Source organism: Zavarzinia compransoris, assembly GCF_003173055.1.
Lineage (GTDB): Bacteria > Pseudomonadota > Alphaproteobacteria > Zavarziniales > Zavarziniaceae > Zavarzinia > Zavarzinia compransoris.
The window spans coordinates 550,093-575,928 of sequence record NZ_QGLF01000002.1; the positions used below are offsets into that span (position 1 = coordinate 550,093).

The 25,836-nt window shown below is 70.1% G+C and carries 24 protein-coding genes; 18 read left to right on the forward strand and 6 right to left on the reverse strand.

The window, feature by feature from the left end; translation table 11 throughout:
- Positions 1–2 precede the first annotated feature (2 nt).
- From DKG75_RS08420 to DKG75_RS08435, 4 genes are read left to right on the forward strand one after another with little or no spacing between them, the layout of a single operon-like run.
- Entirely contained in the window at positions 3–1,484 is a 1,482-nt protein-coding gene (locus DKG75_RS08420; RefSeq protein ID WP_109920638.1) for an OB-fold domain-containing protein, read from the forward strand.
- 4 nt (positions 1,485–1,488) lie between these two features.
- A complete protein-coding gene (locus DKG75_RS08425) occupies positions 1,489–2,691 on the forward strand; it encodes an acetyl-CoA acetyltransferase (RefSeq protein WP_109920639.1) in 1,203 nt (400 codons plus the stop codon).
- 2 nt (positions 2,692–2,693) lie between these two features.
- Complete coding sequence (locus DKG75_RS08430) at positions 2,694–3,473, forward strand: enoyl-CoA hydratase/isomerase family protein (RefSeq protein WP_243746485.1); 780 nt, start codon at positions 2,694–2,696, stop codon at positions 3,471–3,473.
- Between the two features lie 10 nt (positions 3,474–3,483).
- Positions 3,484–5,001, forward strand: coding sequence for a 3-hydroxyacyl-CoA dehydrogenase (locus tag DKG75_RS08435; RefSeq protein WP_109920641.1), 1,518 nt, complete (start codon positions 3,484–3,486; stop codon positions 4,999–5,001).
- 6 nt (positions 5,002–5,007) lie between these two features.
- On the opposite strand, the gene DKG75_RS08440 is transcribed toward DKG75_RS08435, so the two are convergent.
- Together DKG75_RS08440 and DKG75_RS08445 are read right to left on the reverse strand one after the other, a co-directional pair.
- Positions 5,008–5,784 carry an enoyl-CoA hydratase-related protein gene (locus DKG75_RS08440; protein WP_109920642.1) on the reverse strand — a complete coding sequence of 259 codons (777 nt, stop codon included), beginning with the start codon at positions 5,782–5,784 and terminating at the stop codon, positions 5,008–5,010.
- 108 nt (positions 5,785–5,892) lie between these two features.
- A complete protein-coding gene (locus DKG75_RS08445) occupies positions 5,893–6,489 on the reverse strand; it encodes a TetR/AcrR family transcriptional regulator (protein WP_109920643.1) in 597 nt (198 codons plus the stop codon).
- Positions 6,490–6,704: 215 nt separating this feature from the next.
- Here DKG75_RS08445 and DKG75_RS08450 point away from each other — a divergent pair, with 215 nt between their 5' ends.
- From DKG75_RS08450 to DKG75_RS08460, 3 genes are read left to right on the forward strand one after another with little or no spacing between them, the layout of a single operon-like run.
- Positions 6,705–8,003 (forward strand): aromatic ring-hydroxylating oxygenase subunit alpha, encoded by a 1,299-nt coding sequence (locus DKG75_RS08450; RefSeq protein WP_109920644.1) that lies wholly within the window; start codon positions 6,705–6,707, stop codon positions 8,001–8,003.
- A complete protein-coding gene (locus tag DKG75_RS08455; protein WP_109920645.1) occupies positions 8,003–8,494 on the forward strand; it encodes an aromatic-ring-hydroxylating dioxygenase subunit beta in 492 nt (163 codons plus the stop codon). The genes DKG75_RS08450 and DKG75_RS08455 overlap by 1 nt, the downstream gene beginning before the upstream one ends.
- Before the next feature lie 54 nt (positions 8,495–8,548).
- A complete protein-coding gene (locus tag DKG75_RS08460; RefSeq protein ID WP_109920646.1) occupies positions 8,549–8,938 on the forward strand; it encodes a nuclear transport factor 2 family protein in 390 nt (129 codons plus the stop codon).
- Between the two features lie 3 nt (positions 8,939–8,941).
- Here the strand turns inward: DKG75_RS08460 and DKG75_RS08465 are convergent, their stop codons facing one another.
- Positions 8,942–10,528: a GMC family oxidoreductase gene (locus DKG75_RS08465; protein WP_109920647.1), complete on the reverse strand. Its 1,587-nt coding sequence runs from the start codon at positions 10,526–10,528 to the stop codon at positions 8,942–8,944.
- A gap of 249 nt (positions 10,529–10,777) precedes the next feature.
- On the opposite strand from DKG75_RS08465, the gene DKG75_RS08470 reads away from it, so the two are divergent.
- From DKG75_RS08470 to DKG75_RS08495, 6 genes are all read left to right on the forward strand, one after another.
- Positions 10,778–12,076 carry a cytochrome P450 gene (locus DKG75_RS08470; protein WP_109920648.1) on the forward strand — a complete coding sequence of 433 codons (1,299 nt, stop codon included), beginning with the start codon at positions 10,778–10,780 and terminating at the stop codon, positions 12,074–12,076.
- A gap of 165 nt (positions 12,077–12,241) precedes the next feature.
- On the forward strand, positions 12,242–13,627 hold the full coding sequence (locus tag DKG75_RS08475; protein ID WP_109920649.1) for a WS/DGAT/MGAT family O-acyltransferase: 1,386 nt from the start codon (positions 12,242–12,244) through the stop codon (positions 13,625–13,627).
- 92 nt (positions 13,628–13,719) lie between these two features.
- Positions 13,720–14,868 carry an acyl-CoA dehydrogenase family protein gene (locus tag DKG75_RS08480; protein WP_109920650.1) on the forward strand — a complete coding sequence of 383 codons (1,149 nt, stop codon included), beginning with the start codon at positions 13,720–13,722 and terminating at the stop codon, positions 14,866–14,868.
- Between the two features lie 76 nt (positions 14,869–14,944).
- Entirely contained in the window at positions 14,945–16,153 is a 1,209-nt protein-coding gene (locus DKG75_RS08485; protein ID WP_109920651.1) for an acetyl-CoA C-acetyltransferase, read from the forward strand.
- Between the two features lie 15 nt (positions 16,154–16,168).
- Positions 16,169–18,322, forward strand: a complete 2,154-nt coding sequence (locus DKG75_RS08490) for a 3-hydroxyacyl-CoA dehydrogenase NAD-binding domain-containing protein (RefSeq protein ID WP_109920652.1) — start codon at positions 16,169–16,171, stop codon at positions 18,320–18,322.
- Positions 18,323–18,368: 46 nt separating this feature from the next.
- Positions 18,369–19,883 carry an AMP-binding protein gene (locus DKG75_RS08495; protein WP_166646406.1) on the forward strand — a complete coding sequence of 505 codons (1,515 nt, stop codon included), beginning with the start codon at positions 18,369–18,371 and terminating at the stop codon, positions 19,881–19,883.
- Here DKG75_RS08495 and DKG75_RS08500 read toward each other — a convergent pair.
- On the reverse strand, positions 19,880–20,692 hold the full coding sequence (locus DKG75_RS08500) for a PaaI family thioesterase (RefSeq protein WP_166646405.1): 813 nt from the start codon (positions 20,690–20,692) through the stop codon (positions 19,880–19,882). The genes DKG75_RS08495 and DKG75_RS08500 overlap by 4 nt on opposite strands.
- Before the next feature lie 123 nt (positions 20,693–20,815).
- On the opposite strand from DKG75_RS08500, the gene DKG75_RS08505 reads away from it, so the two are divergent.
- Positions 20,816–21,586, forward strand: coding sequence for an enoyl-CoA hydratase/isomerase family protein (locus DKG75_RS08505; protein WP_109920655.1), 771 nt, complete (start codon positions 20,816–20,818; stop codon positions 21,584–21,586).
- Entirely contained in the window at positions 21,579–21,992 is a 414-nt protein-coding gene (locus DKG75_RS08510; RefSeq protein ID WP_109920656.1) for a PaaI family thioesterase, read from the forward strand. Before DKG75_RS08505 ends, DKG75_RS08510 begins: the two co-directional genes overlap by 8 nt.
- 15 nt (positions 21,993–22,007) lie before the next feature.
- Here the strand turns inward: DKG75_RS08510 and DKG75_RS08515 are convergent, their stop codons facing one another.
- Positions 22,008–23,159: an acyl-CoA dehydrogenase family protein gene (locus DKG75_RS08515; RefSeq protein ID WP_109920657.1), complete on the reverse strand. Its 1,152-nt coding sequence runs from the start codon at positions 23,157–23,159 to the stop codon at positions 22,008–22,010.
- Positions 23,160–23,284: 125 nt separating this feature from the next.
- On the opposite strand from DKG75_RS08515, the gene DKG75_RS08520 reads away from it, so the two are divergent.
- The gene (locus DKG75_RS08520) at positions 23,285–24,058 is read left to right on the forward strand and encodes an NAD(P)H-dependent oxidoreductase (RefSeq protein WP_109920658.1); all 774 of its coding nucleotides are present in this window, start codon (positions 23,285–23,287) and stop codon (positions 24,056–24,058) included.
- A gap of 6 nt (positions 24,059–24,064) precedes the next feature.
- Here DKG75_RS08520 and DKG75_RS08525 read toward each other — a convergent pair whose 3' ends face one another.
- Positions 24,065–24,859: an enoyl-CoA hydratase/isomerase family protein gene (locus tag DKG75_RS08525; RefSeq protein ID WP_109920659.1), complete on the reverse strand. Its 795-nt coding sequence runs from the start codon at positions 24,857–24,859 to the stop codon at positions 24,065–24,067.
- Between the two features lie 140 nt (positions 24,860–24,999).
- Between DKG75_RS08525 and DKG75_RS08530 the strand changes: the two genes are divergently transcribed.
- Together DKG75_RS08530 and DKG75_RS08535 are read left to right on the forward strand one after the other, a co-directional pair.
- Positions 25,000–25,578 carry a cytochrome c oxidase subunit 3 gene (locus DKG75_RS08530; protein WP_109920660.1) on the forward strand — a complete coding sequence of 193 codons (579 nt, stop codon included), beginning with the start codon at positions 25,000–25,002 and terminating at the stop codon, positions 25,576–25,578.
- 11 nt (positions 25,579–25,589) lie between these two features.
- A complete protein-coding gene (locus DKG75_RS08535; RefSeq protein WP_166646404.1) occupies positions 25,590–25,835 on the forward strand; it encodes a cytochrome C oxidase subunit IV family protein in 246 nt (81 codons plus the stop codon).
- Position 25,836 lies beyond the last annotated feature (1 nt).

Sequence of the window (25,836 nt, forward strand, 5' to 3'; positions counted from 1 at the left end):
AGATGGTTGGGATCATTGCCTATGGGGGTTACATCCCGCGCCTGCGCCTGGAACGCCGCGCGGTGGCCGAGGCCAATGCCTGGTATGCCCCCAATCTGGCCGCCCGGGCCAAGGGCAGCCGGGCCCTGGCCAATTGGGATGAGGATAGTCTCACCATGGCGGTCGCCGCCGCCCGCGACTGCCTCGGCCCGGGCGAGGACCGGCGCCATGTCGGGGCGGTGTTCCTCGCCTCCTGCACGCTGCCCTTCGCCGAACGGCTGAATGCCGGCATCGTCTGCGAAGCCCTGACGCTGGCGCCCGAAACCGCGGCGACGGATATCGGCGGCACCCAGCGCGCCGGGCTGTCGGCCCTGGCCCAGGGCCTCGCCCGGGTGCGGGCGGAGGGCGGGCACGCCCTCGTCCTCGGCGCCGACGAGCGCCGGGCCACCGCCGCCAGCCCCCAGGAACTCGATTTCGGCGACGGGGCCGGGGCGCTGCTGCTCGGCGACGGCGACGTGCTGGCGGAATGCCTGGGGGCGGCGACGGTGACGGCCGATTTCGTCGACCATTTCCGCGAGGCCGGGCGCGAGACCGACTATGCCTGGGAAGAACGCTGGATCCGCGACGAGGGCATCGGCCAACTGGTGCCGCGGGCGGTGACGGCGGCCTTGGCCCGCGCCGGGGTCGCGGCCGCTGCCGTCGACCATTTCATCTTCCCGACCGTGTTCCGCAAGGCGGACGAACAGGTCGCGGCGCGCTGCGGCGTGCCGGCGGCGGCGGTGACCGACGCCCTGCTGGACCGGATCGGCGATACCGGCACCGGCCATGTCCTGCTGCTGCTCGCCCATGTCCTCGAACGGGCGAAGCCGGGTGCGGTGATCGTCGCCGCCCAGTTCGGCAGCGGCGCGGAAGCCGTGGTCTTCCGCGTGACCGAGGCGATCACGTCGTTCCGGCCGGTCCGGGGCGTCGCGGGCTGGCTGGCCCGGGGCGTCGCCGAGCGGAACTATACCAAATTCCTGTCCTTCAAGGGGCAATTGGCGCTGGAACGCGGGATGCGCGGGGAACAGGACCGGAAGACGGCGCTGACCACCGCCTATCGCCACCGCGCGGCCATCCTCGGCCTGGTCGGCGGGCGCTGCCGCGAGACCGGCCGGGTGCATTTCCCGCCCTCGCGCCTGACCCAGGGCCAGGGCGGCGCCCGCCTCGACACTCAGGAGCCGTACAAGCTGGCGGAGCGCCAGGGCACGGTGCTCAGTTGGTCGGCGGAATATCTGTCGTTCCACCGCTCGCCGCCGCACACCTACGGCCAGGTCGATTTCGACGGCGGCGGCCGCATATTGATGGAATTCACCGATGTCGCCAAGGGCGACATCGAGGCCGGCACCCGGGTCGAGATGGCGTTCCGGATCAAGGATATCGACGATCTGCGCGGTTACACCCGCTATTTCTGGAAGGCGGTGCCGGTGCAACCGCTCCAGCCCCTCGAACGACACGCTGCGGAGTAAGGCCATGGCCACAGGCATCAAGGATCGCGTCGCCATTCTCGGCATGGGCTGCAGCCGCTTCGGCGAGCGCTGGAACGCCAGCCCCGAGGACCTGATGGTCGAAGCCTATGGCGAGGCCCTGGCCGATGCCGGCGTCGCCCCGGAACAGATCGACGCCGCCTGGTTCTCGACCCATATGGACGACGTCGGCACCGGCCGGGGCGGCACGCCGCTGGCGATCGCCCTGCGCCTGCCGGATATCGGCGTCACCCGGGTGGAGAATTTCTGCGCCGGCGGTTCGGAGGCGATCCGCGCCGCGGTCTATGCCGTCGCCGCCGGGGCCTGCGACATCGCCCTTGCGGTCGGGGTCGAGAAGCTGAAGGACACGGGCTATGGCGGCCTGCCGGTCGCGACCGTCGGCACCTATATCCCGCAATGGTATCCGAACGCGGTGGCGCCGGCGAATTTCGCCCAGCTCGCCGCCGCCTACCGCAGCCGGCACCGCGTCGACGCCGCTCTGCTCAAGCGTGCGATCGCCCATGTCTCGGTCAAGAGCCACGCCAACGGCGCCCGCAACCCGAAGGCGCACCTGCGCAATGTGATCACCGAGGACCAGGTGCTGAAGGCGCCGATCATCGCCGAGCCGCTGGGCCTGTTCGATTGCTGCGGCGTCTCCGACGGCGCGGCGGCGGTGATCGTCACCCGGCCGGACCTCGCCCGGGCGCTGGGCAAGACCGATCTCGTCACCTTCAAGGCGTTGCAGGTCGTCGCCTCCAACGGCTGGGAGATGCAGGGCAGCGAATGGGACGGCAGCTATGTCCATACCGCCCGGGTCGCCGCCCGCCGCGCCTATGCCGAGGCCGGGATCGCCGACCCCCGCCGCGACATCAGCATGACCGAGGTGCACGATTGCTTCTCGATCACCGAACTGGTGACCATGGAAGACCTCGGCCTGTCGGAGCCGGGGCAGGCGGTGCGCGACGTTCTCGACGGGGTCTTCGATGCCGACGGCGCGGTGCCCTGCCAGATCGACGGCGGCCTGAAATGCTTCGGCCATCCGATCGGCGCCAGCGGCATCCGCATGCTCTATGAAATGTATCTCCAATTGCTGGGCCGGGCCGGGGCGCGGCAATTGCCCGGGCCCCGCATCGGCCTGACCCACAACCTGGGCGGCCAGCCGTCGCAGAATGTCTGCTCGGTCTCCATCGTCGGGCTGGAGGGGGCTTGACCGTGGCCGCGGCGGTGATCACCCTCGACCGGCCGGCGCCCCGGGTCGCGCGCCTGCTGATCAACCGGCCGGACAAGCGCAACGCCATCGATCACGCCGTGCGCCAGGCGATGACCGATGCGCTGCGGGAGCTTGCCGCCGATCCCGGGGTGCGCGCCCTGGTGCTCGGCGGCACCGGCGGCGTGTTCTCGGCCGGGGGCGACCTGCCCAGCATGGCCGGGCTGGACGAGGCGGCGGCGCGGGAACGCATGGCCCATATCCACAACCTCTGCCGCCTGATCGCCGAGGCGCCCTGCGCCGTGGTCAGCGCCATCGAGGGGGTCGGTGCCGGCGGCGCGATTGGCCTTGCCCTGCTCGGCGACGAGATCATCGTCGGGACGGGAACCCGCATCCTGTTCCCCTTCCTGAAACTGGGCCTGACGCCCGACTGGGGGCAGATGCTGACCCTGCCCCGGCGGGTCGGCCTGCCGGCGGCGCGGCGCCTGCTGACCGGCGGCGGGCCGCTCGACGGGGCCGAGGCCCACCGCCTGGGCCTGGCCGACGAGGTGACGGCGGACGATGCCGTGATGGCGCGGGCGATCGAGCGGGCGGCCGCCCTCGCCCAGCTGCCGCGCGACGCGCTTCGGCGCATGAACCGGCGGCTGGAAGCCCCGAGCGCCACCCTGGCCGCCGAACTGGTGCGCGAGGCCGACGATCAGGCCCGCTGCCTGACCGGGGCCGAATTCGCGGAAGGTTACGGTGCCTTCATGAACCGGCGGGCCGCCGATTTCACCGACCTCTGAGAGTGCGACCATGACAGTGCAGATTTTCCCGGCCATCGGTGTCGTCGGCGCCGGCACCATGGGGCGCGGCATCCTTCAGCTGTTCGCCCAGGCCGGTTTCCCCGTGCTCGCCTTCGATGCCGCCCCGGGCGCGGCGGCGGCGGCGGTGCAGGCGGTGACCGCGACCTTCGACCTGCTGCACGGCAAGGGCCGCCTGACCCGGGCGGCACGGGACCGGGCGGTGGCCGGCCTGGCGGCGGCGGACGACCTGGCGGCGCTGTCGCCCTGCGCCGTCGTCGTCGAGGCGGTGGTCGAAGACCTCGCGGTGAAACGCGACCTGTTCCGCGCGCTTGAAGGTGTGGTCGCGGACGATACGATCCTGGCGACCAATACCTCGTCCCTGACGGTGGCGGAGATCGCCGCCGCCTGCACCCGGCCCGAGCGGGTCGCCGGCCTGCATTTCTTCAATCCGGTCCCCCTGATGAAGGTGGTCGAGGTGATCGCGGCGGTGCGCACCGGGGCGGCGGCGGTCGAAAGGCTGCGCGCCCTGGTGGCGGCGACCGGCCATCGGGCGGTGGTCGCGGCGGACCAGCCCGGCTTTCTGGTCAATCACGCCGGCCGCGGCCTCTATACCGAAGGCTTGCGCATCGTCGAGGAGGGCGTGGCGACGCCGGCCGCGGTCGACCGGATCCTGCGCGAGGCCGCGGGCTTTCGCATGGGGCCCTTCGAATTGATGGACCTGACCGGTCTCGACGTCTCGGGCAAGGTCATGACCTCGATCTACGACCAGTTCCAGCAGGACCCGCGCTATCGCCCGTCGTCCCTGGTGCCGCCGCGGGTCGCCGCCGGTCTCTATGGCCGGAAGAGCGGCGAGGGCTGGTATCGCTACGACGGCGGCACGGCCCGGGTGCCGGAACCGGCGCCCCTGCCGCCCCTGCCCGGGCCGGTCGCGGTCTGGATCGATCCCGCGGCGGCGGACCACGGCGCCCTGGCCGCCCTGGTCGAGGCGGCCGGCGCAAGGATCGCCGAACGGGCGGCGGCGGCCGACCTTCAACTGATCCAGCCCTGGGGCGGGGAGGCGACGGCGGCCGCCCTTGCCCTCGGCCTCGATGCCGCGCGCTGTGTCGCCGTCGATCCGCTGCCCGGGCTCGACCGCCACCGGACCTTGATGCTGACCGCGGTCACCGGGGCCGGGGCGCGGGATGCGGCCCAGGCCCTGCTGGGGGCCGACGGCACCGGGGTGACGGTGATCAACGACAGCCCGGGCTTCGTCAGCCAGCGGGTGCTGGCGGCGATCGTCAATATCGCCTGCGCCATCGCCGGGCGCGGCATCGCCGCCGTCGCCGATATCGAGGATGCGGTGAAACTCGGCCTCGGCTATCCGGCCGGGCCGCTGGCCTGGGGCGACCGCATCGGCGCCGGGCGTATCCTGGACATTCTGCGCGGGATGCAGGCGGCGACCGGCGATCCCCGCTATCGCCCCAGCCCCTGGCTGGTCCGGCGCGCCGCCCTCGGCCTGTCGCTGCTGACCCCGGAGGCGGCGCGCTGACGGGGGTCAGGCCGGATCAGTCCCGTTGAAGCGGGGCCGGCGCTTTTCGAGGAAGGCGGCCATGCCCTCGCGCTGGTCGGGGGTGTCGAAGCTCAGCCAGAAACTCTTGCGTTCGAGGGCGAGGGCGGCATCGAGCGGCAGGTCGGCGGCCTGGAGCACAAGCTCCTTGACCAGGGCACAGGCGCCGGCCGGCAGGGCGGCGATGCGCGCCGCCAGCCGCAGGGCGGTGGCCAGGACCTCCTCGTCGGCGGCGAGATGGCTGGCGAGGCCCCAGTCGAAGGCCTCGCGGCCCGAGATCATCTCGCCCGAGAGCAGCAGGCGCATCGTCCGGGTGCGGCCGATCAGGCGGACCAGGCGCTGGGTCCCGCCCGCCCCCGGGATGATGCCGACCTTCAGTTCCGGCTGGCCGAATTTCGCCCCCTCGCCGGCCACGATCAGGTCCGCATGCATGGCCAGTTCGCAGCCGCCGCCCAGGGCGAAACCGTTGACCGCGGCGATCACCGGCTTCGGGAACTCGGCGATGCTGCGCCACAGCCGGTGCAGGCCCAGCGCCTCGACCTCGCGCGGGCTGCGGGTGGCGAGCATGGCGATGTCGGCGCCGGCGGCGAAGGCTTCGTCATTGCCGGTGACGACGACCGCGCGGGCGGCGGGATCATCGGCCAGCGCGTCGAATGCGGCGGCCAGGGCGCGGCGCAGCTCGAGATCGAGGGCGTTCCGCGCCGCCGGCCGGTTCAATTGCAGAAGGACGACGCCGTCCTCCGGCCGCGTGCTGATCAGGATCATGGCGCTCTTGCCTCCTCGTCTGCCCCGGTGGGCGTTCAGGAAGCAGGCGCAGCCACGCGAAGTCAAGATAAACCGACGCGTCGGACTGTAATTATAAGCGTTGTGAGCCTACCCCGGCGCGGCGGCCAGGAAGCCGGCGAGGAAGAGGCCGGAAATCCGGTCGCGCAGGTCGTCGGGCGGGATCCGGCCGGCCGGGTCGTACCAATAGTCGGTCCAGTTCAGCATGCCGAGCAGGAGCAGGGCATAGGGCTTGTAGAGATCGTCGCCGAGGCCGGGCTTCAGGGGGCGCAGCAGGGCGGCGACGCGGGCGACCACTTGGGCCTCGAGGTCATGGATCCGGGCCTGCAACGGCGCCGGCAGGAATTTCGCATCGTTCATGGCGCTGACGTGGCGCTGGCGCGATTCCGCCGACTTCCGGACATAGAGTTCGACGAAGCGGGTGAAGCGCCCTTCGGCCGGCCCCGCCGCGTCGAGCACGTCGTCGGCATCGGCGATCAGGCGTTCCAGATGCTCGCTGAGCAGGGCGAAGAGCAGGTCGTCCTTGGTCGCGAAATAGTGATAGAGCATCGATTTGGTTGCGCCGCAGACCTTGGCGATCTCCAGCATCTTCGCGTTCGGATAGCCGACGGCGGCAAACAGCGCGGCCGCATTGTCGAGAATGGCCCGCTGTTTCGCGTCGTAATCGTCGGCCCGGATGCGCGGCATCGATCCCCCTCGGCTGTTTTTCGCTAAGAGACCATTTGGAAACCCGGCCGGGTTTCCAAATGGTCTCCAAAGCCTGTCGCATGAACGACGCCGCCTTGTAAAGCGGCCCCGCCGTCGCCGACCGATCGCTTATTGACATAGACCGACGCGTCGGTCTATTAATTGCGGGCGCTGACAGAACCAAGGGTGCGCCAGGCACCCAGCCGGAGGACCGCATGAACAGCCATGTTGCCGCCCGCCCACCGGCCGTGCCGGCCGGGCCGATCGAAAGGCCGATCGACTGGGACGCCCTGATCGAGGCCGACCGCGTCCACGGCTCGCTCTATACCGATCCGGCGATCTATGCTTTGGAACTGGAGCGGATCTGGCGCCGGACCTGGGTCTATGTCGGCCATGAGAGCGAAGTGCCCAAGCCCTTCGATTATGTCATGAAGTCGGTCGGGCCCGAGCCCGTGCTGATGATCCGGGGCCGCGACGGCAAGGTCGGCCTGCTGCACAACCGCTGCCCGCACCGGGGCAACCATGTCTGCGTTTCGGAACGGGGCACGGCGCGCAGTTTCACCTGTCCCTATCACGGCTGGACCTTCAACGCCGACGGCAGCATGCGCGGCATGCCCTTCCCCTCGGGTTACGAGGGGGTGGACCGGGAGGGGCTCGGCCTCGGCCGGGTGGCGCGGGTCGAGGCTTATCGCGGCTTCGTCTTCGCCTCCATGGCGGCCGAGGGGCCGAGCCTGGACGAGCACCTGGGGGCCGCCAAGGGCATCATCGATGAGGTGTGCCGCAATTCGCCGACCGGCGAGGTGGAACTGACCTGCGGCTTCCTGAAGCACAAGGTGAAGGCGAACTGGAAATTCGTGGTCGAGAACGAGACCGACGGCTACCACCCCGGTTTCGTCCATTCCTCGATCTTCCAGGTCTCGGGCAGCCGCATCACCGAACTCTATGGCGACAAGTCCCTGTCGCTGGCGCGCTATCTCGGCAACGGCCATACCGAGATCGATCTCCGGCCCGAATTCCGCAAGCGCGCCGAACCCTTGAGCTGGTTCGGCACCACCCCGGCCCGCCTGCCCGACTATGTCGCCCGTATGAACGAGGCTTACGGCGAGGACAAGGCGCGCGAGATCATGATCGACGGCGTGCCCCACGTCATGATCTACCCCAATCTCTTCATCGCCGAGATCCAGCTGTTCTCGATCCAGCCGCTGGCGGTCGACCAGACCGTGCAGCATGTGACCGCGCTCCAGTTCAAGGGCGCGCCCGACATCAACCGCCGCCTGCGCCAGCAGACCATGGGCTCGGTCGGGCCGGCCGGCTTCCTGCTTGCCGACGATGCGGTGATGTACGAGGGGACGCAGATCGGCGTCGGCCTGTCCAATCCCGAATGGCTCTACATCGGGCGGGGCCGCCACCGCGAGCGCCAGGACGAACAGGGTTACCTCGTCGGCTGCGCCACCGACGAGACCACGACCCGCGGCATCTGGCGCCACTATCGTTCGCTGATGGAGGCCGCGTGATGCCGGTCGGGACCCAGGATTTCGCCTTGCTGCAGGATGTCGGCCAGTTCATCTACCGCGAGGCCCGCTTGCAGGACGAGCATCGTTACGCCGACTGGGAGGCGCTTTGGGCCGACGACGGCATCTATTGGGTGCCGGCCAACGGTGACGGCGGCAATCCCGAGATGGAAATGTCGATCCTTTACGACAACCGCTCGCGCATCGGCCTGCGCGTGCGCCAGCTCATGACCGGGCGGCGCTACAGCCAGACGCCGAAGTCGCGCCTGCGCCGGCTCATCTCCAATATCGAGATCCTGGAGACGGCGGGGGATACGGTCACCGCCGGCTGCAACGCCTTCATCTATGAATCGAACATCAAGGGCGAGACCCTGTGGGCCGCCCGCAACGACTATGTCCTGCGGCGGGAGGCGGACGGTTTCCGCATGGTCCTGAAGAAGGTCGTCCTGGTGAACAATGCGGAGCCCCTCTACAACCTCGCCTTCCTGGTCTGACCGGGGACGCGGGGCCGCCCGCCGTGTTAGGATGGCGGAAAAGCGGAGGATAACATGCAGCCCGAACCCCTCACCCGTTGGCTCGCCCTGTTCGAGGGCGGCGACATGGCCGCCCTCGACACCATCCTGGCGGAGGACGCGGTGTTCCAGTCGCCGGTCGTCCACACCCCCCAGGCGGGCAAGGCGATCACCACGAAATATCTGGCGACCGCGCATAAGGTGCTGGCGAATGGGAGTTTCACCTATCGGAACAGCTGGTGGAACGACGATTCGGCGGTGCTCGAATTCGAGACCGTGATCGACGGCATCACCATCAACGGCATCGACATGTTCCGCTGGAACGCCGAAGGCCGGATCACCGATTTCAAGGTGATGATCCGGCCCCTCAAGGCGATCAACCTGGTGCACGGCCTGATGCGCGACGCCCTGATGGCGGCGGCCTGAGCCTCAGGCGGCGGCGGCGATCATCGCCGCCGCCTTTTCCGCGATCATGATCACCGGCGCATTGGTATTGCCGGAAATCAGGGTCGGCATGATCGAGGCATCGACGACGCGCAGCCCGCCGATACCGCGGACCTTCAGGTCGGGATCGACCACGGCATCGGGATCGCTGCCCATGCGGGCGGTGCCGACCGGGTGATAGGCGCTTTCCGCCCGGGCCCGGATGTAATCGGCCAGCGCCGCCCGGCCGCTGACCTCGGCGCCGGGGCGGATTTCCCGCCCGCGATAGCCGTCGAAGGCCCGGGCGGCGAAAATATCCCGGGCGATGCGGATGCTTTCGATCATGCAGTCCAGGTCTTCCGCCGCCTCCAGGTAATTCGGCTGGAGCAGGGGCGCGGCCAGGGGATCGGCCGAGCGCAGGGCCAGATACCCGCGCGAGGCCGGCCGGGTCGGGTAGAAGTCGATCTGCGAGCCCTTGGCCCCCAGGTGCTGGCGGCCGTGGTCGACGGCAAGGCTGGACAGGTGGAAGCACTGGAGGTCCGGCGCCTCCAGGCCGGGGCGCGAGGCGGCATAGCCGCCCGCCTCGAAGCCGTGGCTCGCCCCCGGTCCCTTGCGGCGAAGGATATAGCGCGCCAGCGTCATGACCTGGCCCCAGGGGCCGAGCAATTCGTCATAGGAAAGGCCGGCCGGGCAATCGCAATAGACGCCGATGCCGAGGTGATCCTGCAGGTTCCGGCCGACCCCCGGCAGGTCGTGCGCGACGGCGATGCCGTGGCGGCGCAAGTCGTCGGCCGGGCCGATGCCGGAGAGCAGCAGCAGCTGGGGCGAATTGATCGCCCCGCCGGCCAGCAGGACTTCCCGTGACGCGCGGATGGTCTCGCGCCGGCGCCCGCGCGCCACCTCGACGCCGGTGGCGCGGCCGCCCTCGATCAGCACCCTGGTCGCCTGGGCGCGGGTGATGACGGTCAGGTTGGGGCGCGCCTGCGCCGGGGCCAGGAAGGCGCGGGCGGTCGACCAGCGGCGGTTGTCCTTGCAGGTGCGCTGATAGGGGCCGAGGCCGAGCAGGTGGTCGCCGTCGTTGAAATCCGGGCTGCGCGGCAGGCCGGCCTCTTCGCCCGCGGCGAAGAAGATCTCGGTCAGCGGGTTGGGCTCGGCGTAATCCTGGACGTTCAAGGGGCCGCCCAGGCCGTGGGCGTCGCTGGCGCCGCGCTCGTTGTGTTCGGAGCGTTTGAAATAGGGCAGCACCTCGTCCCACGACCAGCCGCGGCAGCCGGCCTGGGCCCAGCTGTCGTAATCGGCGCGGTGGCCGCGGATATAGACCATGCCGTTGATCGAGGAGGAGCCGCCAAGCACCTTGCCGCGCGGCCAGAACAGGCGCCGGCCGCCGAGATGGGCCTGGGGCTCGGTCTCGTAATGCCAGTTGACCGAGCGGCCGCCGACCAGCTTGAACGTGCCGGACGGCATGTGGATCAGGGGATTCCAGTCCCGCCCGCCGGCTTCGAGCAGGGCCACCTTGACCGTGGGGTCGGCCGACAGGCGGTTGGCGAGAACGCAGCCGGCGGAACCCGCGCCGACGATCACATAATCGAACATGAACTGACCGGCCTCCCGGACCGGTGGTCCGCCGCGGGCGGCCACGCTTGTGCTTATGGTTGGTATGTCCGGCCAGTCTACGCCGGCACGGATCGCGACCATACCCATCCTTGGACGGGGGCCCGGCGGCGCGGGGCCCGGATGATCGGTCCAGGATGCGGCCCGAACCAAAGGCGGGGCCGCTTTTCGCGCGGGCCGCTAGCGTCCGCCCGACGGCACAGATCTCCAACGGCACTAAGGGGGAGGAACATGAACCAGGCAGTTGCACAGCAGGCGGCGGACCCGCGGATCCCGGCGGATGTCGCCAGGGCCCTGGTCGATCACGCGGCCTATGCCGACCACCGGCTGCACGACACCTATCGCTGGCTGCGCGCCCATCAGCCGCTTGGCCTTGCCGAGATCGACGGCTTCGATCCCTTCTGGGTGGTCACCCGCCACGCCGACATTCAGGACATCGGCAAGCGCGCCGCCGTCTTCCCCTACGGCAGCCGCTCCTCGACCATGGTCGACCGGTTCTGCGACGCCCAGATCCGCGAAATGACCGGGGGCAGCCCGCAATTCCTGCGCACCCTGGTGCATATGGACGAGCCGGATCACCTGAAGTACCGGCTGCTGACCCAATCGTGGTTCATGCCCCCGAACCTGCGCAAGCTGGAGGAGCGGATCCGCATCATCGCCCGGGCCGCGGTCGACAAGCTGGCGGCGCGCGGTGGGCGCTGCGACTTCGTCGCCGATTTCGCGCTCTCCTATCCGCTGCATGTGGTGATGGAGATCCTGGGCGTGCCGGAACACGACGAGCCCCGCATGCTGCGCCTGACGCAGGAAATCTTCGCGCCCCAGGACCCGGACACCGCCCGCGCGCAATTGAGCGACCCGGCCGCCTATGTCCAGTCGCTGACCGCGGTCGCCGCCGATTTCAACGCCTATTTCGGCGCCCTGTCCGCCGACCGCCGGGCCAACCCGCGCGACGACCTGGCGAGCGTGATCGCCAATGCCCAGGTCGACGGCCAGCCGATCTCCGATTTCGAGGCGATGAGCTATTACATCATCGTCGCCTCCGCCGGCCATGACACCACCTCGTCCTCGACCGCGGGCGGCGTCTGGGCGCTGTGCGAGAACCCCGACCAATGGGCCAGGCTGAAGGCGGATCCCGCCCTGATCCCGAGCTTCGTCGACGAGGCGATCCGCTGGACCACGCCGGTGAAGCATTTCATGCGCTCGGCCGCCGAGGATACGGACCTGGGCGGGCGGCAGATCGCGGCGGGCGACTGGCTCATGCTCTGCTACGCCTCGGGCAACCGCGACGAGACCGTGTTCGAAGATCCGGACCAGTTCAAGGTCGACCGCAAGCCGAACCGCCATGTCGCCTTCGGTTACGGTCCCCACCTCTGCCTCGGCCAGCACCTGGCCAAGATGGAGATGCGCATCCTGTTCGAGGAATTGCTGCCGCGGGTGAAAGCCGTCGCCTTCGACGGCGAACCCACCATGTCCCAGTCCTGGTTCGTCAACGGGCCGAAGACCTTGCCGCTGCACATCGATTTCGCCTGACACGGCCGATCCCGCGCACCCCGAGCCCTCCACCGGACCGGTGCGCCAACTCACCCCGGGGCGCCATGACGCGCCCCGGGGCTTCTTTGTGCCCGCCCGCCTGCGAGATCACACCGCGTTCCAGGGCGTGATCGCCACACCCCCATCCGGGAGACGATCCGACCGATGCCGAAGAAAATCTCGATGCCGCCCTTCGATGCGGCCTGGTTCTTTGCCGAAACGCCCGAGGCGCATGCCCATTTCGGCCCCCTGGCCATTCTTTCGCCGCCCGCCGGCGCGCCGCCGAGCTTCGTCGGCGATTTCGTCGCGCAATGGCGCGCAAGCCGGGATTTCGCGCCGCCCTTCAACTACCGGCTCCGGCGCTGGCCGCTGCCCCATTGGGAGGAGCTGGAGGCATCCGCGATCGACCTCGACTACCATCTGCGCCATTCGGCGCTGCCGGCGCCCGGCGGCGAGCGGGAATTGGGCATCCTGGTCTCGCGCCTGCATTCGCACCGCCTGGACCAGCACCGGCCGCTGTGGGAATGCCATGTCATCGAAGGCCTCGAAGGCGGCCGCTTCGCCATCTACATGAAGCTGCACCACGGCCAGCTGGACGGGGTGGGCGCCGCGCGCCTGATGGCCCGCACCTTCTCCCCCGCGGCCGAGGCGCGGGACATGCAGCCGCCCTGGGCGGTCGGCATGCTGCATGCCCGTGACCGGGTACGGCCGCGCGCCAAGGGCGGCGGCCTCGCCCGCTGGTTGAACGCCATGCCGGCGATGGCGGGCGGCATGGTCGATTTCGCCGTCGGCGCCTATCTGAAGGGGGACGATGCCTCGACCGCGCCCTATCAGGCGCCGGCGACCCTGTTCAACGGCCGGATCGGCGCCCAGCGCCGCTTCGCCACCCAGCATTATCCCCTGTCGCGCTTCAAGGCGGTGGCGCGGGCGACCGGCGCCAGCGTGAACGACATCTTCCTCACCCTCTGCGGCGGGGCGATCCGGCGCTATCTGGCGGAGGTGGGGCTGCTGCCGGCGCGTTCCCTGGTCGCCCAGGTGCCGGTGAACGTCAGGGCGGCGGGCGACGCCAGCGTCGGCAACGCCATCGGTTTCATCTACGCCCGGCTCCATACCGAGATCGCCGAGCCCCTGGCCCGGCTCGACGCCGTCCGGCGCTCGGCCGAGGCGGGCAAGGCCCGGCACGAGGCGGTGCCCGCCGCCGCTCTCGGCACCTATACGCTGCTGGTGCAGGCGCCGGGCATGGCCCAGATCATCCTCGGCCTCGGCGGGCGGACACCGCCGGCGGCCAATCTCGTCATCTCCAACGTGCCCGGGCCGCGGGAACGCCTCTATTTCAACGGCGCGCGGGTCGACCAGCTTTACGGCCCCTCGGTGCTGTTCCACGGCCAGGCCCTGAACATCACCCTGTCGAGCTATGCCGACGAGGTGAACATCGGCTTCACCGGCTGCCGCGACACCCTGCCCAGCATGCAGCGCCTCGCAGTCTTCACCGGCGAGATGCTGGACGAACTCGAAGCCGCGGTCGCCGCCGGGGGTGCGCCCCCGCCTTAGGTTGGGGGCAGGGCGGCGCCGGTGCTCTACGAGCGGATGGAGCAGGCGCCCCCGCCGGCGCCGATGCCGACGACCGGCAAGGAGACCTTGAGATGCCCGTTCCGCCCCGCCCCTGGATGAATGCCGAACTCGAAGCCCTGCGCGACACCGTGGTGCGCTTCATCGGCGCCGAGATCACGCCGAAGATCAAGGCATGGTCCGACCAGGGGCATATCGACCGCGACCTCTGGCGCCGCGCGGGCGACCTCGGCCTTCTCTGCACCGATGTCGCGGAGGAACACGGCGGCATCGGCGGCGACATCACCCATGAGGCGCTGATCTCGATGGAACTGGTGCGCGGCGGCGGCAATTGCTTTCGCGCCTGCCGCTCGATCCATGTGATCGCCGCCCATTACGTCGAAGCCTATGGCACGGCGGAGCAGAAGGCGCGCTGGCTGCCCGGGCTCTGTTCCGGCGAACTGATCGCCGGCATGGGCATGACCGAGCCGGGCGGTGGCTCCGATCTGCAGAATACCAGGACCAAGGCAGTCCGCTGCCAGGGCGGCTATCTGGTCAACGGCTCGAAGACTTTCATCACCAACGGTTCGACCGCCGATCTTCTCGTCCTCGCGGTGAAGACCGACCCGAAGGAACGGGCCAAGGGCATGTCCCTGATCCTGTTCGACACCAAGACCGCGGGTTTCCGCGTCGGCCAGCGGCTGGACAAGGTCGGGCTGCATTATTCCGACACCTGCGAATTGTTCTTCGACGATTGCGAAGTGCCGGAAGACGCGCTGCTCGGCGGCGTCGAGGGGCGGGGCTTCTACCAGATGATGGAGCAACTGCCCTACGAGCGGGCGATGATCGCCGTCGCCGGCGCCGCCAATGTCCAATACGCCTATGATCTCACCCTCGACTACACCAGGGAACGGGAAGCCTTCGGCAAGCGCATCATCGAGTTCCAGAACACCCGCTTCGAACTGGCCGAGATCAAGACCGATGCGCTGGTCAGCCGCCTGCTCGCCGATCACGTCATCGAGCGCATGAGGGACGGCACCGCCGACGCCGAGGTTCTGTGCATGGCCAAGTTCTGGCTGACCGACAAGCAAAGCGAGGTGGTCGACCGCTGCCTCCAGCTCTTCGGCGGCTATGGCTACATGATGGATTACCCGATCGGCCGCCTCTATGCCGACGGCCGCATCGAGCGGATCTACGGCGGCACCAACGAGATCATGAAGGAACTGATCGGCCGCTCGCTCTGAGCGCCCGGCCGAAAGTCGGGGGCAGGGGCCGGGGGCGGCGCGGACATTGGGGCGACGGATCATCAGGAAGAGTGCCATGACAGCCACGGCCTATATCTACGACGCCCTTCGCACGCCGCGGGGCAAGGGCAAGCAGGACGGCGCCCTGCATTCGGTGAAGCCGGTGCGCCTGCTGGCCGATCTGCTGGAAGCGCTGCGCCTGCGCCACGATCTCGATACCGCGCTGGTCGAGGACGTGGTCATGGGCTGCGCCTCGGCAACCGGCGAACAGGGCGCCGCCATCGGCAAGGCGGCGGCGCTGATGGCGGGCTGGGACGACGGCGTGCCCGGTTTCCAGCTCGACCGGTTCTGCGCCTCGGGCCTGGAGGCGGTGAACATCGCCTTCGCCAAGGTCGCGAGCGGGATGGAGGATCTCGTCGTCGCGGGCGGGGTCGAATCCATGTCGCGGGTGCCCATGGGGGCGGCGGGCGGCGCCTATGCCCTGGACCCTGAGCTGATGGGCGCCACCTCCTATGTCTCGCAAGGGGTGGCGGCGGACCTGATCGCCACCCTCGGCGGCTACGACCGCGAGGCGGTCGACGCCTATGCGCTCCGCTCGCAGCAGCGCGCCGCGGCGGCCCGGCAGGCGGGCCATTTCGAGCGCAGCGTGGTCCCCGTGCGCGACCGCTTCGGCGAGACCATCCTGGCGCGCGACGAATTCATCAAGCCGAACACCACCCTCGACGGGCTGGCCGCCCTGAAGCCCTCCTTCGCCAGGATGGGCGACATGGGCATGGATGCGGTGGCGATCGCCCGCTATCCGCAGATCGACCGCATCGACCATGTCCATACCGCCGGCAATTCCTCGGGCGTGGTCGACGGCGCCAGCGCGGTCCTGATCGGTTCCGCGGCGGCGGGCAAGGCGATCGGCAAGGCGCCGCGCGGCCGCATCGTCGCCACTGCCGTGGTCTCGACCGAACGCACCATCATGCTGACCGGCCCCGCGCCGGCGACCCGGAAGGCGCTGGCCAAGGCCGGGCTGACGGTCGACGACATCGACCTGTTCGAGGTGAACGAAGCCTTCGCCTCGGTCGTGCTGCGCTTCATGGACGACCTCAAGGTGCCGGAAGACAAGGTCAACGTGAACGGCGGCGCCATCGCCCTCGGCCATCCGATCGCGGCGACCGGCGGCATGCTGATCGGCACGGTGCTGGACGAATTGGAACGCCGCGGGCTGAAGCGCGGCCTGTGCACCCTCTGCGTCGGCGGCGGCATGGGCATTGCCGCCATCGTCGAGCGCGTCTGACGGAAAGGATCGATCATGCGCGACGCTACCTACGACCTCGGCACCGACGGCATCGCCACGGTGAGCTTCGACATGGCCGGCCGGCCGGTCAATGTCATGAACGACGATTTCTCGGCCGCGCTGGACGAGATCCTGGCCCGGCTCGAGGCCGACAGGGCGGCACTGAAGGGCGTTATCGTCACCTCGGCGAAGGCGACCTTCGTCGCCGGCGGCGACATCGAGAAACTGCTGGCGTTGCGCCACCAGGGCTATCATGCCGCCCGGCAGTTCTTCGACGGCCTGAAGGCGCGCCTGCGCCGGCTCGAAACCCTGGGCGTGCCCGTGGTCGCGGCGCTGAACGGCTCGGCACTGGGCGGCGGCCTCGAACTGGCGCTCGCCTGCCATCGCCGCATCGCCGTCGACGACCGCAAGATCCAGTTCGCCTTTCCCGAGGTCACCCTCGGCATCCTGCCCGGCGCCGGCGGCGTGGTCCGCAGCGTCCGCATGCTCGGCCTGCTGAAGGCGCTGCCGCTGCTGACCGAGGGCCGCCGCCTGGACCCGCGCGAAGCCTTGGCGCAGGGCCTGGTCGACGAACTGGCGGCCGATCCCGCCGATCTTCTCGCCCGCGCCCGGGCCTGGCTCGCGACCGGCCCGGAGGCGGCGCAGCCCTGGGAGCGAAAGGGTTACGCCATTCCCGGCGGCTCGATGTTCTCGGGCGAGAATGCGCCCATGCTGTCGGTCTTCCCGGCGATGATCTTCAAGAAGACCCGGGGCCTGCTGCCGGCGGCCGAGCGCATCCTGGCGGTGGCCGCGGAATCGACCCAGATCGGCTTCGACGCCGCCATGGCGGTGGAGACGCGGGGCTTCCTCGACCTGCTGCTGAACCCGGTGACCGAGAACCTGATCACCAGCATGTTCTTCCAGATGAACGAGATCAACGGCGGCGCCAGCCGGCCCAAGGGCCCGGGCAAGGCCAAGGTCGCGCGCATCGGCGTGCTCGGCGCGGGCATGATGGGGCGCGGCATCGCCTTTGCCGCCGCCACCGCCGGCATCGAAGTGGTGCTGCGCGACGTCACCGAGGCGGCGGCGGAAGCGGGCAAGGCCTATAGCGCCGATATCCTGGCCCGGCGCGTCGCCAAGGGCAGCCTGACCGGGGCGGCGCGGGACGAGACGCTGGCCCGCATCAGGCCGACCGCGGCGATCGCCGACATGGCCGGCTGCGACCTCGTGATCGAGGCGGTGTTCGAGGATGTCGCCCTCAAGCAATCGGTGCTGCGCGAGGCGGAAGCCGTGCTCGGCCCCGAGGCGGTGGTGGCGACCAATACTTCGACCCTGCCCATCACCCTGCTGGCGGCGGGGGTGGCGCGGCCGGCGAATTTCATCGGCCTGCATTTCTTCTCGCCGGTCGACAAGATGAACATCGTCGAGATCATCTGCGGCACGGCGACCGGCGACGAATGCCTGGCCCGCGCCTTCGACTTCGTGCAGCAGATCCGGAAGACGCCGATCGTGGTCCGTGACAGCCGCGGTTTCTATACCTCGCGCGTGTTCAGCGTCTTCGCCGACGAGGGCGACATCCTGCTGAAGGAAGGCGTCGCCCCCATCCTGATCGAGAATCTGGCGAAACAGGCCGGCATGCCGGTCGGTCCCCTGTCGGTCCAGGACGAGGTGATGATGTCCATGCTGCTGCGGGCGCAGCGCACCAACCAGGACCTCGACGCCCAGCTCGGCGACGATTACGCGAAGAGTTTCGGCGTCTGCGGCGAACTATGCGCCCTGATGTGCGACCAGGGCCGTCCCGGCCGGCTGGAGGGGGCGGGCTTCTACGACTATTTCCCCGACGGCAGCAAGCGGATCTGGCCGGGCCTGCGCGAGCTTTTCGGCGGCGACAACCCGATGCCGCATCGCGACGTGCAGGACCGCCTGATGTTCCGCATGGTGATCGAAGCCCTGAAATGCCTGGACGAAGGCGTGGTCACCAGCCTGCGCGACGGCAATATCGGCTCGATCCTCGCCTTCGGCTTCCCGGTCCATACCGGCGGCGTGTTCCAATATGCGATTTCGCGCGGCATCGGGGCCTTCCTCGAACGGGCGCGGGAACTGGCCGCGCTCTACGGCGAGCGCTTCCTGCCGCCGGCAGGGATCGAGGCCCGGTTGCAGCCGGACGATGCGTCGCGCCGGGTGGCGTGACGCTGCCGGTTCCGGCGACGACGACAGATCGGGAGGAAAACACGCCATGACCGCCTTGACGCGATTGTCCGACGTCTATCGCCTGCGCGATCCGGCCTGGGCCGAGCGGCCGGCGGTGCGCCTCGGCGCCGGCGTGTTGAGTTTCGCCGCCCTCGACCGCCTGACCAACCGGATCGCGCAAGCCCTGATCCGTGACGGTATCGCGCCCGGCACGCGGGTGGCCATTCTCGACAAGAACGGCCTGCTCTACCCGGCCCTGGTCGGCGGCATCCTGAAGGCGGGCGCCGTGGTTCTGCCGGTGAATTTCCGCCTTGCGGCGGACGAGGTCGCCTTCACCCTCGACGACGGCGCGGCCGCCCTCGTCTTCGTCGGGCCAGAACATGGGGGGCCAGACCATGGTGCCCTGGCCGCCGGCCTGTCTTGCCGCGCCGTCGAGGTGGCGGGGCTGGATGCCTGGCTCGGCACCGTGCCGGACACGGACCCGGACCTGCCGGGCGCGGGTGACGGCGACGTCGTCCAGCTTTATACCAGCGGCACCACCGGCCGGCCCAAGGGCGTCTGCCACCTCGATCGCGCCTTCTGCGCCCTGATCGGGACCTTCGCCCGGCATGTCGCCCTGCCCGCGGCGGGGGAGGAGATGATGGTGCTCGTCCCCCTGTTCCACATGGCGGGCTTCGACCTGATGACCTTCGCCCTGGCACAGGGGATCGGCGTCGTCCTGCAACGGGATTTCGATGCGGCGGCGGCCTTGCAGGCGGTGGCCGGCGGCATCGGCGCCCTGGTCGCGGTACCGGCCATCATCCAGATGCTGGTCGAGGCGCAAGCGCGGGCGGGCGCCGATCTCAGCCCCCTGCGGCGCATCTTCTACGGTGCTTCCGCCATCCCGGAACCCTTGCTGGCGCGGGCGCTGGCGGTCATGGGCGGGGTCGAGTTCATCCAGTGCTACGGCATGAGCGAGACCAATATCATCACCGTCCTGCAACCGGCGGACCATGGCGAGCGCGGCCTGCTGGCCGCCTGCGGGCGGGTGCTGCCCGGCTGCGCCGTCCGCATCGCCGATGCCGCGGGCAACGAAGTGGCCCCGGGCGAGATCGGCGAGATCACGGTGCGGGCGCCCTGGCTCATGCATCGCTACTGGCGCCGGCCGGAAGCGACGGCGGAAACCTTCCGCGACGGCTGGCTGCTGACCGGCGATGCCGGCTCGGTCGACGGGCGGGGCTATCTCTTCATCCGTGACCGGCTGAAGGACCTGATCATCACCGGCGCCGAAAACGTCTACCCGGCGGAAGTGGAGCGCGTCCTGGTCGAGCATCCGGCGGTGGCCGAGGTCGCGGTCTTCGGCGTTCCCGACACGCGTTGGGGCGAGGCGGTGCGCGCCGCCGTCGTGCTGCGCCCGGCAGGGGCGGCGACGGAGGCGGAAATCCTGGACTTCATGGCCGGGCGGATCGCCCGCTACAAATTGCCGAAATCGGTCGCCTTCGTCGCCGCCCTGCCACGCAATGCCGCCGGCAAGGTGCTGAAGTTCCGCCTGCGCCAGGACTGGCTGGAGGCCAATTCCTAATCCGCGAGGGAAGCCCGGCCGAGGGCGAGGGCCGGGCCGCCCGCCCGCTCCAGGGCGGCAAGGGCAAGGCTGGCGGCGCGCCGGCCGTCCCGTTCCGTCCGCACCGCGGCCAGCAGGGGGCCGGCCGGGGCCGGGCGCAGGTAGTGGATCGACAGGCTGCGCAGGCGGCGGCCCCGGCCGGCGCGGGTCGCGGCTTCGAGCAGCAGCGCGCCGATGGCGCCGCCGTGCAGCGCCGGCAGGGGCGTCGCCCCGATCAGGTGCCGGCACGGCTGCAGGCGGTAGCCGTCCGCATCGTCCTCGATCCGGCACAGCGCGGGAAACAGCATGTCCGCCGGCGGCAGGGCGGCGGGCCCGCCCGGCTGCGCGAGGTCGTCCTCGGCCGCCGAGGTGCCGGGGAAATTGCCGATCATGAAGACCGCGGTCGACAGGGCGACCAGCCGCCCGTCCGCCTGCCGCGCCTCGGCCCGGACATGGGCGACGTCGCCGTCGAGGGCCAGGCATTCGGCGCCCGCGGTGATCTCGCCCGGGACATCCGGGGGCGCCATGAAATCGAGACGGAGGTCGAGGGTCGCGGTCGGGCGATAGCGGTCCAGGGCGGCGAAGACCGCGCAGCTCGACAGATGGTCCAGCAGGGCGACGACGGCGCCGGCATGGGGCGGCCCGTCCGCCGTGCCGCGCGTCGCCGCTACGGGCGGCATGGCCATGCTCGCCCGGCCCGGCCCCAGCGCCAGGAAGCGCAGGCCGAGCGCCGCGACCATCGGCACATGGCGAAGATGCTCCTCGGCCCGGCCGAAGGGAAAGCCACGCATATCGTTACCTCCGCTGTTCCTGTCCGGCCTAACACCCGGGCTTTCCATCCTGCCCCATCCATGGTCGGGGGCGCGAGAGGGGGCGGGCCGGATTCTGGGGGCCGGCATTGATGGAGCCCGCGAATGACCATTCTCTACGACCAGCCGGCGGCCGGCGTCGCCGTCATCACCCTGAACCGGCCGGACGCCCTGAATTCGCTGGACGGCAGCCTGCGCCGCGACCTGCAGGCGGCGCTGATGCGGGCCGGCCACGACAAGGCGGTGCGCGCGGTCGTCCTCACCGGGGCGGGGCGGGCCTTCTGCTCCGGCACCGACCTTCGCGAGGTGCACGAGGAGAAGACGATCGAGGATCTGGTCAATGTCGAATACGGCGGCCTGCTCGAGAGTATCGCGACCATGAACAAGCCGGTGATCGCCGCCGTCAACGGCCTCGCCACCGGGATCGGCGTCGCTTTCGCCCTGGTCTCCGACCTCGTGGTGATGGGCGAGGATGCCTATTTCTGTTCCGTCTTCTCCAATATCGGCCTGCTGCCGGACGGCGGGCTGTCGGTGCTCCTGGTGCGCCAGCTCGGCTATCACCGGGCCTATCAGCTGGCGATCGAGGCGGAGCGCATCCCGGCGGCGCGCTGCCTCGAGCTTGGCCTCGCCAACCGGATCGCGGCGCCCGACGCGGTGGCGGCCGAGGCGATCGCCTGGGCCGGGCGCCTGGCCGAACGGGCGCCGCTCGCCCTCGGCCTGACCAAGCAGAGCTTCCGGGCCGCGGCCCTGAACACCCTTCGCGAAGGGATCGCGCTCGAAGCCAAGCTCCAGGACCGGGCGGCGGCCAGCGCCGATTTCAAGGAGGGTGTGCGCGCCCTGTTCGAGAAGCGCCGCCCGGTGTTCACCGGTGCCTGAGCCGGCGCCGGCGCCGCCCGGCTTCGCGGCCTATGACCTGCCGGATTTCATGGCGCTGGTCGGCCCGCTCTACCGCCGGGTGGCGGACGGGCGGTTCCAGGTCGGCTTTCGCATCGCCCAGCGCCACTGCAACCCGGGCGGTATCTGCCACGGCGGCATGATCATGACCGTGATGGATGTCGCCCTCGGCGAACAGGTGCTGCTCGCGGCCGGCCGGGGCGCCGCCTTCACGCCCACGGTCACCCTGTCGACGGAATTCCTCGCCCCCGGCCGGCTCGGCGACTGGATCGAGAGCGAGGCGGTGCTGACCCATGTCGACGGCGGCATCGGCTTCGCCCAGGCGCGGCTGTGCGGGCCCCAGGGCCCGGTCGCCCAGGGGCGGGCGGTCTTTCGCGTCCGGGACTGAAAGACCGCGGCGCCGTCACAGCAGCTTGGCGATCTCGTCGAGCATGACGTGCGAGGCGCCGCCGCCCAGCGAATGGGGGCGGGTGTCGCGCCAGATCCGCTCGATCTCGGCCTCGCGCATGTAGCCGAGGCCGCCGTGCAGCTGCACGCAGCGATCGACGGCCGCTTTCAGCCGCTCGGGCGCCAGCGCCTTCACCATGGTCGATTCGAGGCGGGCGTCCTCGCCCCGGCTCTTGCGGGCCGCGGCGTGATAGACCAGCAGTTTCGCCGCCGCCAGGTCGGCGCTGATCGCCGCCATTTCATGGCGCACGGCCTGCAGGTCCCACAGGGTGCGGCGATAGGCCGGGCGCTCCTTCAGCCAGCGCAGCGTGATCTCGACCGCCCGTTCGGCCAGGCCGATGCATTGGCTGCCGATCGACAGGCGCTCGTGCTCGATCCCCTGCATCATCAGGTAGAAGCCGCGATGCTCCGGCCCCAGCAGGTTTTCCGCCGGCAGGCTGCAGTCGTCGAAGAACAGGTCGCTCATGTCGGAGCACAGCCAGCCGGTCTTGCGGAAGCCGGCGCCGATGGAGAAGCCGGGGGTTCCCTTCTCGACCAGGAACAGGGAAAAGCCGGCGGCGCCCTTCGCCTCCGGATCGGTGCGGGCCACGGTGACGAAGAGATCGGCGCTGAGCGCATTGGTGATGAAGGTCTTCTGGCCGTTCAGGATGTAATGGTCGCCATCGCGCCGGGCCACCGTCTTCATGGCGACGAGATCGGAACCGCCGCCCGGTTCGGTGACGCCGAGGCCCATCAGCCGGCGGCCGGCGATGACGTCGGGAAGATAGCGGGCCTTCTGTTCCGCCGTGCCGTTGCGGCGCAGGACCGGGGCGGCGATATCGGCATGGTCGGTGACCGCGGCGCCGAAGCCGCCGAAGCCGGACCGCCCCAGTTCCTCGCCGAAGACGACCGAGCCGAGGGTGTCGAAGCCGGCGCCGCCCAGTTCGGCCGGCATCGACAGGCCGAGAAAGCCAAGCTCGCCCATGCGCCGGAACACGTCCGGCGGGATGCGGCCCGCCTCTTCCCAGGCCGGGGCGGCGGGGCGCACCTCGGTCTCGATGAAGCGGCGCAATTGCTGGCGCAGCATGCGGTGTTCCTCGGAAAGATAGGCGGCATCGAGATCGATCATGGCGTTTCCCCGCGATTTGCTTCGGCCATTTCGGCAGCCGGGCGCCGGCTCACCCCCTTCTTTCGGTGGGGAAGGGCGGGGCTGATCGCACCGATCCTTGCCGGCGGTCACCTGGGGGAGTCGCGATGAACGTCCTGATCGTCTATGCGCATATGGAACCGCAATCGTTCAACGCCGCCCTGCTGGCCCGGGCGCGGGCGGTCTGCGCCGCCAGGGGCTGGCCGGTGGAGGTTTCCGACCTCTATGCGATGAATTTCGATCCGGTCGCCCGCCCGACGGATTTCACCGCCCGCCACGACCCGGATTTCATGCGCTACGACAAGGAACAGCGCGCGGCCCTGCCGGCCATGGGCTTTGCCCCCGACATCGCCGCCGAGATCGAGAAGCTGCGCCGCTGCGACCTGCTGATCCTGCAATTTCCGCTGTGGTGGTTTTCGGTGCCGGCGATCATGAAAGGCTGGATCGACCGGGTCTTCGCCCTCGATTTCGCCTATGGCGGCGGGCGCTGGTACGACAAGGGCGGCCTTGCCGGCAAGCGCGCCCTGATCGCGACCACGACCGCCGCCTTCGGCCAGATGCTGGCGCCGGACGGCATCAACGGCGATCTCGAGGTCAATCTCTGGCCGTTGCAGAACGGCGTCCTCGCCTTCTGCGGCTTCGACGTCATGCGGCCCTTCCTCGCCCATGCCGTGCCCTATGTCGACGATGCCGCCCGGCGCGACATGCTGGAGGCCTTCGCCGCCCGGCTGGACGGGATCGATGGCGAGACCCCCATGGCCTTCCACCGGCGCGACGATTTCGACCGCCAGTGGCGCCTGAAGCCCGAGGTGGAGCCCCGCACCGTCGGCCATTATTTCGCCCGGGTTCCGCCCGCGGTCCGGGCGAAACTCGGGCGCTGAGCGGGCTCAGCGGCCCTGGAAGGCCGGGCGGCGGCGGGCGAGGACGGCGGCGATGCCTTCCTGCACGTCGTCGCTGCGGCAGGCCTCGGCCAGGAGGCGCGCCTCCATTTCGAGATGGCCCTCGAAATCATTGCCATAGCTGGCCAGCAGCAAGTGCCGCAGCTTGCCATAGGCGACGGTCGGCCCCGCCGCGATCTGCCGGGCTAGCGCCAGGGCGCGGTCCTGCACCGTCTCGTCCGGCACGACCTCGGTGATCAGGCCGATCGCCTGGGCCTCGGCGGCGCCGAGGCGGCGGTTGGTCAGATAAAGTTCCTGGAACCGCCGCAGCCCGATCAGCCGGGGCAGGGTGTAGCTCATGCCGCCGTCGGTCGAAAAGCCGATGGCGCCATAGGCGGTGGTGAAATGGGCGGAGGCGCCGGCGACGACGAGATCGGCCAGCCCGACCAGGGAAACCCCGACCCCGGCCGCGGCCCCCTGCACGGCGACGATCAGGGGGCTGCGCATGCGCGCCAGTTTCGCCAGGGCGCCGTGGAAATCGAACACCATGTCCTGGACCGCGCGGGACAGGCTGCCGGCGGCGGCGAAAGTGTTGAGATCGCCGCCGACGCAGAAATTCCGCCCCTCGGCCTTGAGCAGGACGGCACGGATCGCCGGATCGCCGTCGCAGGTCAGGGCGATGTCGCGAAGCGCCCTGGCCATCTCGAAACCGAAGGGGTTGCCCCGCTCGCCCCGGTTCAGGGTGATGACGGCAAGGCCGGTGCCGTCGAGGTCGAGGCGGGCGGCGGGCGGTGTGTCGGTCATGGCGCGGGGCTTCCTTGCGGTGGCGGGCTGGTGGTGCCGGGCGGCCATTGTCGGCGGGCCGGGGCGGCGGCCCCCTGAACCAAGGATGGGGGGCGAAGCGCGCCGGCCGGCGAGACTGGGCGCCGGTCATCGGAGGCATCATGACAGCTCGGCTTGTACCAACGCGGTCCGGGACGGACGGCCGGCGCGAACCGCCGGGCGGGATCGGCATCTGGATCCTGCTCGCCGTCGATACGCTCGTCTTTCTCACCCTGTTCGGCAGTTTCGCCGCCGACAGGCTTGCGGCCCCGGTCGAATTCGCCGCGGCCCGCGGCCGCCTCGACCCGCTTCCCGGGCTGGTCAATACGCTGGTCCTGCTGACGAGTTCCTGGGCCATGGCCGCTGCCGTCCTCGAGGCGCGGGCCGGCCGCGCCGCGCGGGCCGCCCTGCTGCTGCGCGGGGCCATGGCCTGGGGGGCCCTGTTCATGGTCGTGAAGGGGTTCGAATACCGCCATTCGGCGGCGGCGGCCCTGGCCGTTCCCGGCGATTTCTTCGGCTATTATTTCGCGATCACGATATTGCACCTGTTCCATGTCGTCGCCGGGATCGTCGCGATCCATGTCTTCGCCGGCCGTCTCGCGAGATGCGGCCAGGCGCCCGGGCTCGAGGCCCTCGGCATCTACTGGCATGTCGTCGACGTGCTGTGGCTCGTCATCTTCCCCCTTCTCTATCTGATCTGAGGGCGTGTCGCATGAAGGAACTGGGCATCGTCTGGATCGTCCTCGCCGGCCTGACCGGCGGCACGGCCTGGCTGTTCGAGCACCCGGGCCTCGCCTGGTCCCTGCCGGCGATCGCCGGGGTCGCCGCGGTCAAGGCGGCGCTGGTCATGCATTACTTCATGGACTTGCGGCTTGCGCCCTGGGGCTTGCGCCTTGCCGCCGGCCTGTGGCTGGCCGCCGCCCTGGCCGTCATGCTCAGCGGGGGCGTGACCCTGTAGA

Excerpts from the sequence above, each read along its gene's own strand:
- DKG75_RS08460 (WP_109920646.1), top strand. The coding sequence starts at position 8,549 with ATGCAGCCCGAACCCCTCACCCGTTGGCTCGCCCTGTTCGAGGGCGGC.
- DKG75_RS08475 (WP_109920649.1), top strand. The coding sequence starts at position 12,242 with ATGCCGAAGAAAATCTCGATGCCGCCCTTCGATGCGGCCTGGTTCTTT.
- DKG75_RS08420 (WP_109920638.1), top strand. The coding sequence starts at position 3 with ATGGTTGGGATCATTGCCTATGGGGGTTACATCCCGCGCCTGCGCCTG.
- DKG75_RS08490 (WP_109920652.1), top strand. The coding sequence starts at position 16,169 with ATGCGCGACGCTACCTACGACCTCGGCACCGACGGCATCGCCACGGTG.
- DKG75_RS08440 (WP_109920642.1), bottom strand. The coding sequence starts at position 5,784 with ATGATCCTGATCAGCACGCGGCCGGAGGACGGCGTCGTCCTTCTGCAA.
- DKG75_RS08445 (WP_109920643.1), bottom strand. The coding sequence starts at position 6,489 with ATGCCGCGCATCCGGGCCGACGATTACGACGCGAAACAGCGGGCCATT.
- DKG75_RS08530 (WP_109920660.1), top strand. The coding sequence starts at position 25,000 with ATGACAGCTCGGCTTGTACCAACGCGGTCCGGGACGGACGGCCGGCGC.
- DKG75_RS08470 (WP_109920648.1), top strand. The coding sequence starts at position 10,778 with ATGAACCAGGCAGTTGCACAGCAGGCGGCGGACCCGCGGATCCCGGCG.
- DKG75_RS08485 (WP_109920651.1), top strand. The coding sequence starts at position 14,945 with ATGACAGCCACGGCCTATATCTACGACGCCCTTCGCACGCCGCGGGGC.
- DKG75_RS08425 (WP_109920639.1), top strand. The coding sequence starts at position 1,489 with ATGGCCACAGGCATCAAGGATCGCGTCGCCATTCTCGGCATGGGCTGC.
- DKG75_RS08465 (WP_109920647.1), bottom strand. The coding sequence starts at position 10,528 with ATGTTCGATTATGTGATCGTCGGCGCGGGTTCCGCCGGCTGCGTTCTC.
- DKG75_RS08520 (WP_109920658.1), top strand. The coding sequence starts at position 23,285 with ATGAACGTCCTGATCGTCTATGCGCATATGGAACCGCAATCGTTCAAC.
- DKG75_RS08495 (WP_166646406.1), top strand. The coding sequence starts at position 18,369 with ATGACCGCCTTGACGCGATTGTCCGACGTCTATCGCCTGCGCGATCCG.
- DKG75_RS08450 (WP_109920644.1), top strand. The coding sequence starts at position 6,705 with ATGAACAGCCATGTTGCCGCCCGCCCACCGGCCGTGCCGGCCGGGCCG.
- DKG75_RS08435 (WP_109920641.1), top strand. The coding sequence starts at position 3,484 with ATGACAGTGCAGATTTTCCCGGCCATCGGTGTCGTCGGCGCCGGCACC.
- DKG75_RS08455 (WP_109920645.1), top strand. The coding sequence starts at position 8,003 with ATGCCGGTCGGGACCCAGGATTTCGCCTTGCTGCAGGATGTCGGCCAG.
- DKG75_RS08500 (WP_166646405.1), bottom strand. The coding sequence starts at position 20,692 with ATGCGTGGCTTTCCCTTCGGCCGGGCCGAGGAGCATCTTCGCCATGTG.
- DKG75_RS08535 (WP_166646404.1), top strand. The coding sequence starts at position 25,590 with ATGAAGGAACTGGGCATCGTCTGGATCGTCCTCGCCGGCCTGACCGGC.
- DKG75_RS08525 (WP_109920659.1), bottom strand. The coding sequence starts at position 24,859 with ATGACCGACACACCGCCCGCCGCCCGCCTCGACCTCGACGGCACCGGC.
- DKG75_RS08505 (WP_109920655.1), top strand. The coding sequence starts at position 20,816 with ATGACCATTCTCTACGACCAGCCGGCGGCCGGCGTCGCCGTCATCACC.
- DKG75_RS08515 (WP_109920657.1), bottom strand. The coding sequence starts at position 23,159 with ATGATCGATCTCGATGCCGCCTATCTTTCCGAGGAACACCGCATGCTG.
- DKG75_RS08480 (WP_109920650.1), top strand. The coding sequence starts at position 13,720 with ATGCCCGTTCCGCCCCGCCCCTGGATGAATGCCGAACTCGAAGCCCTG.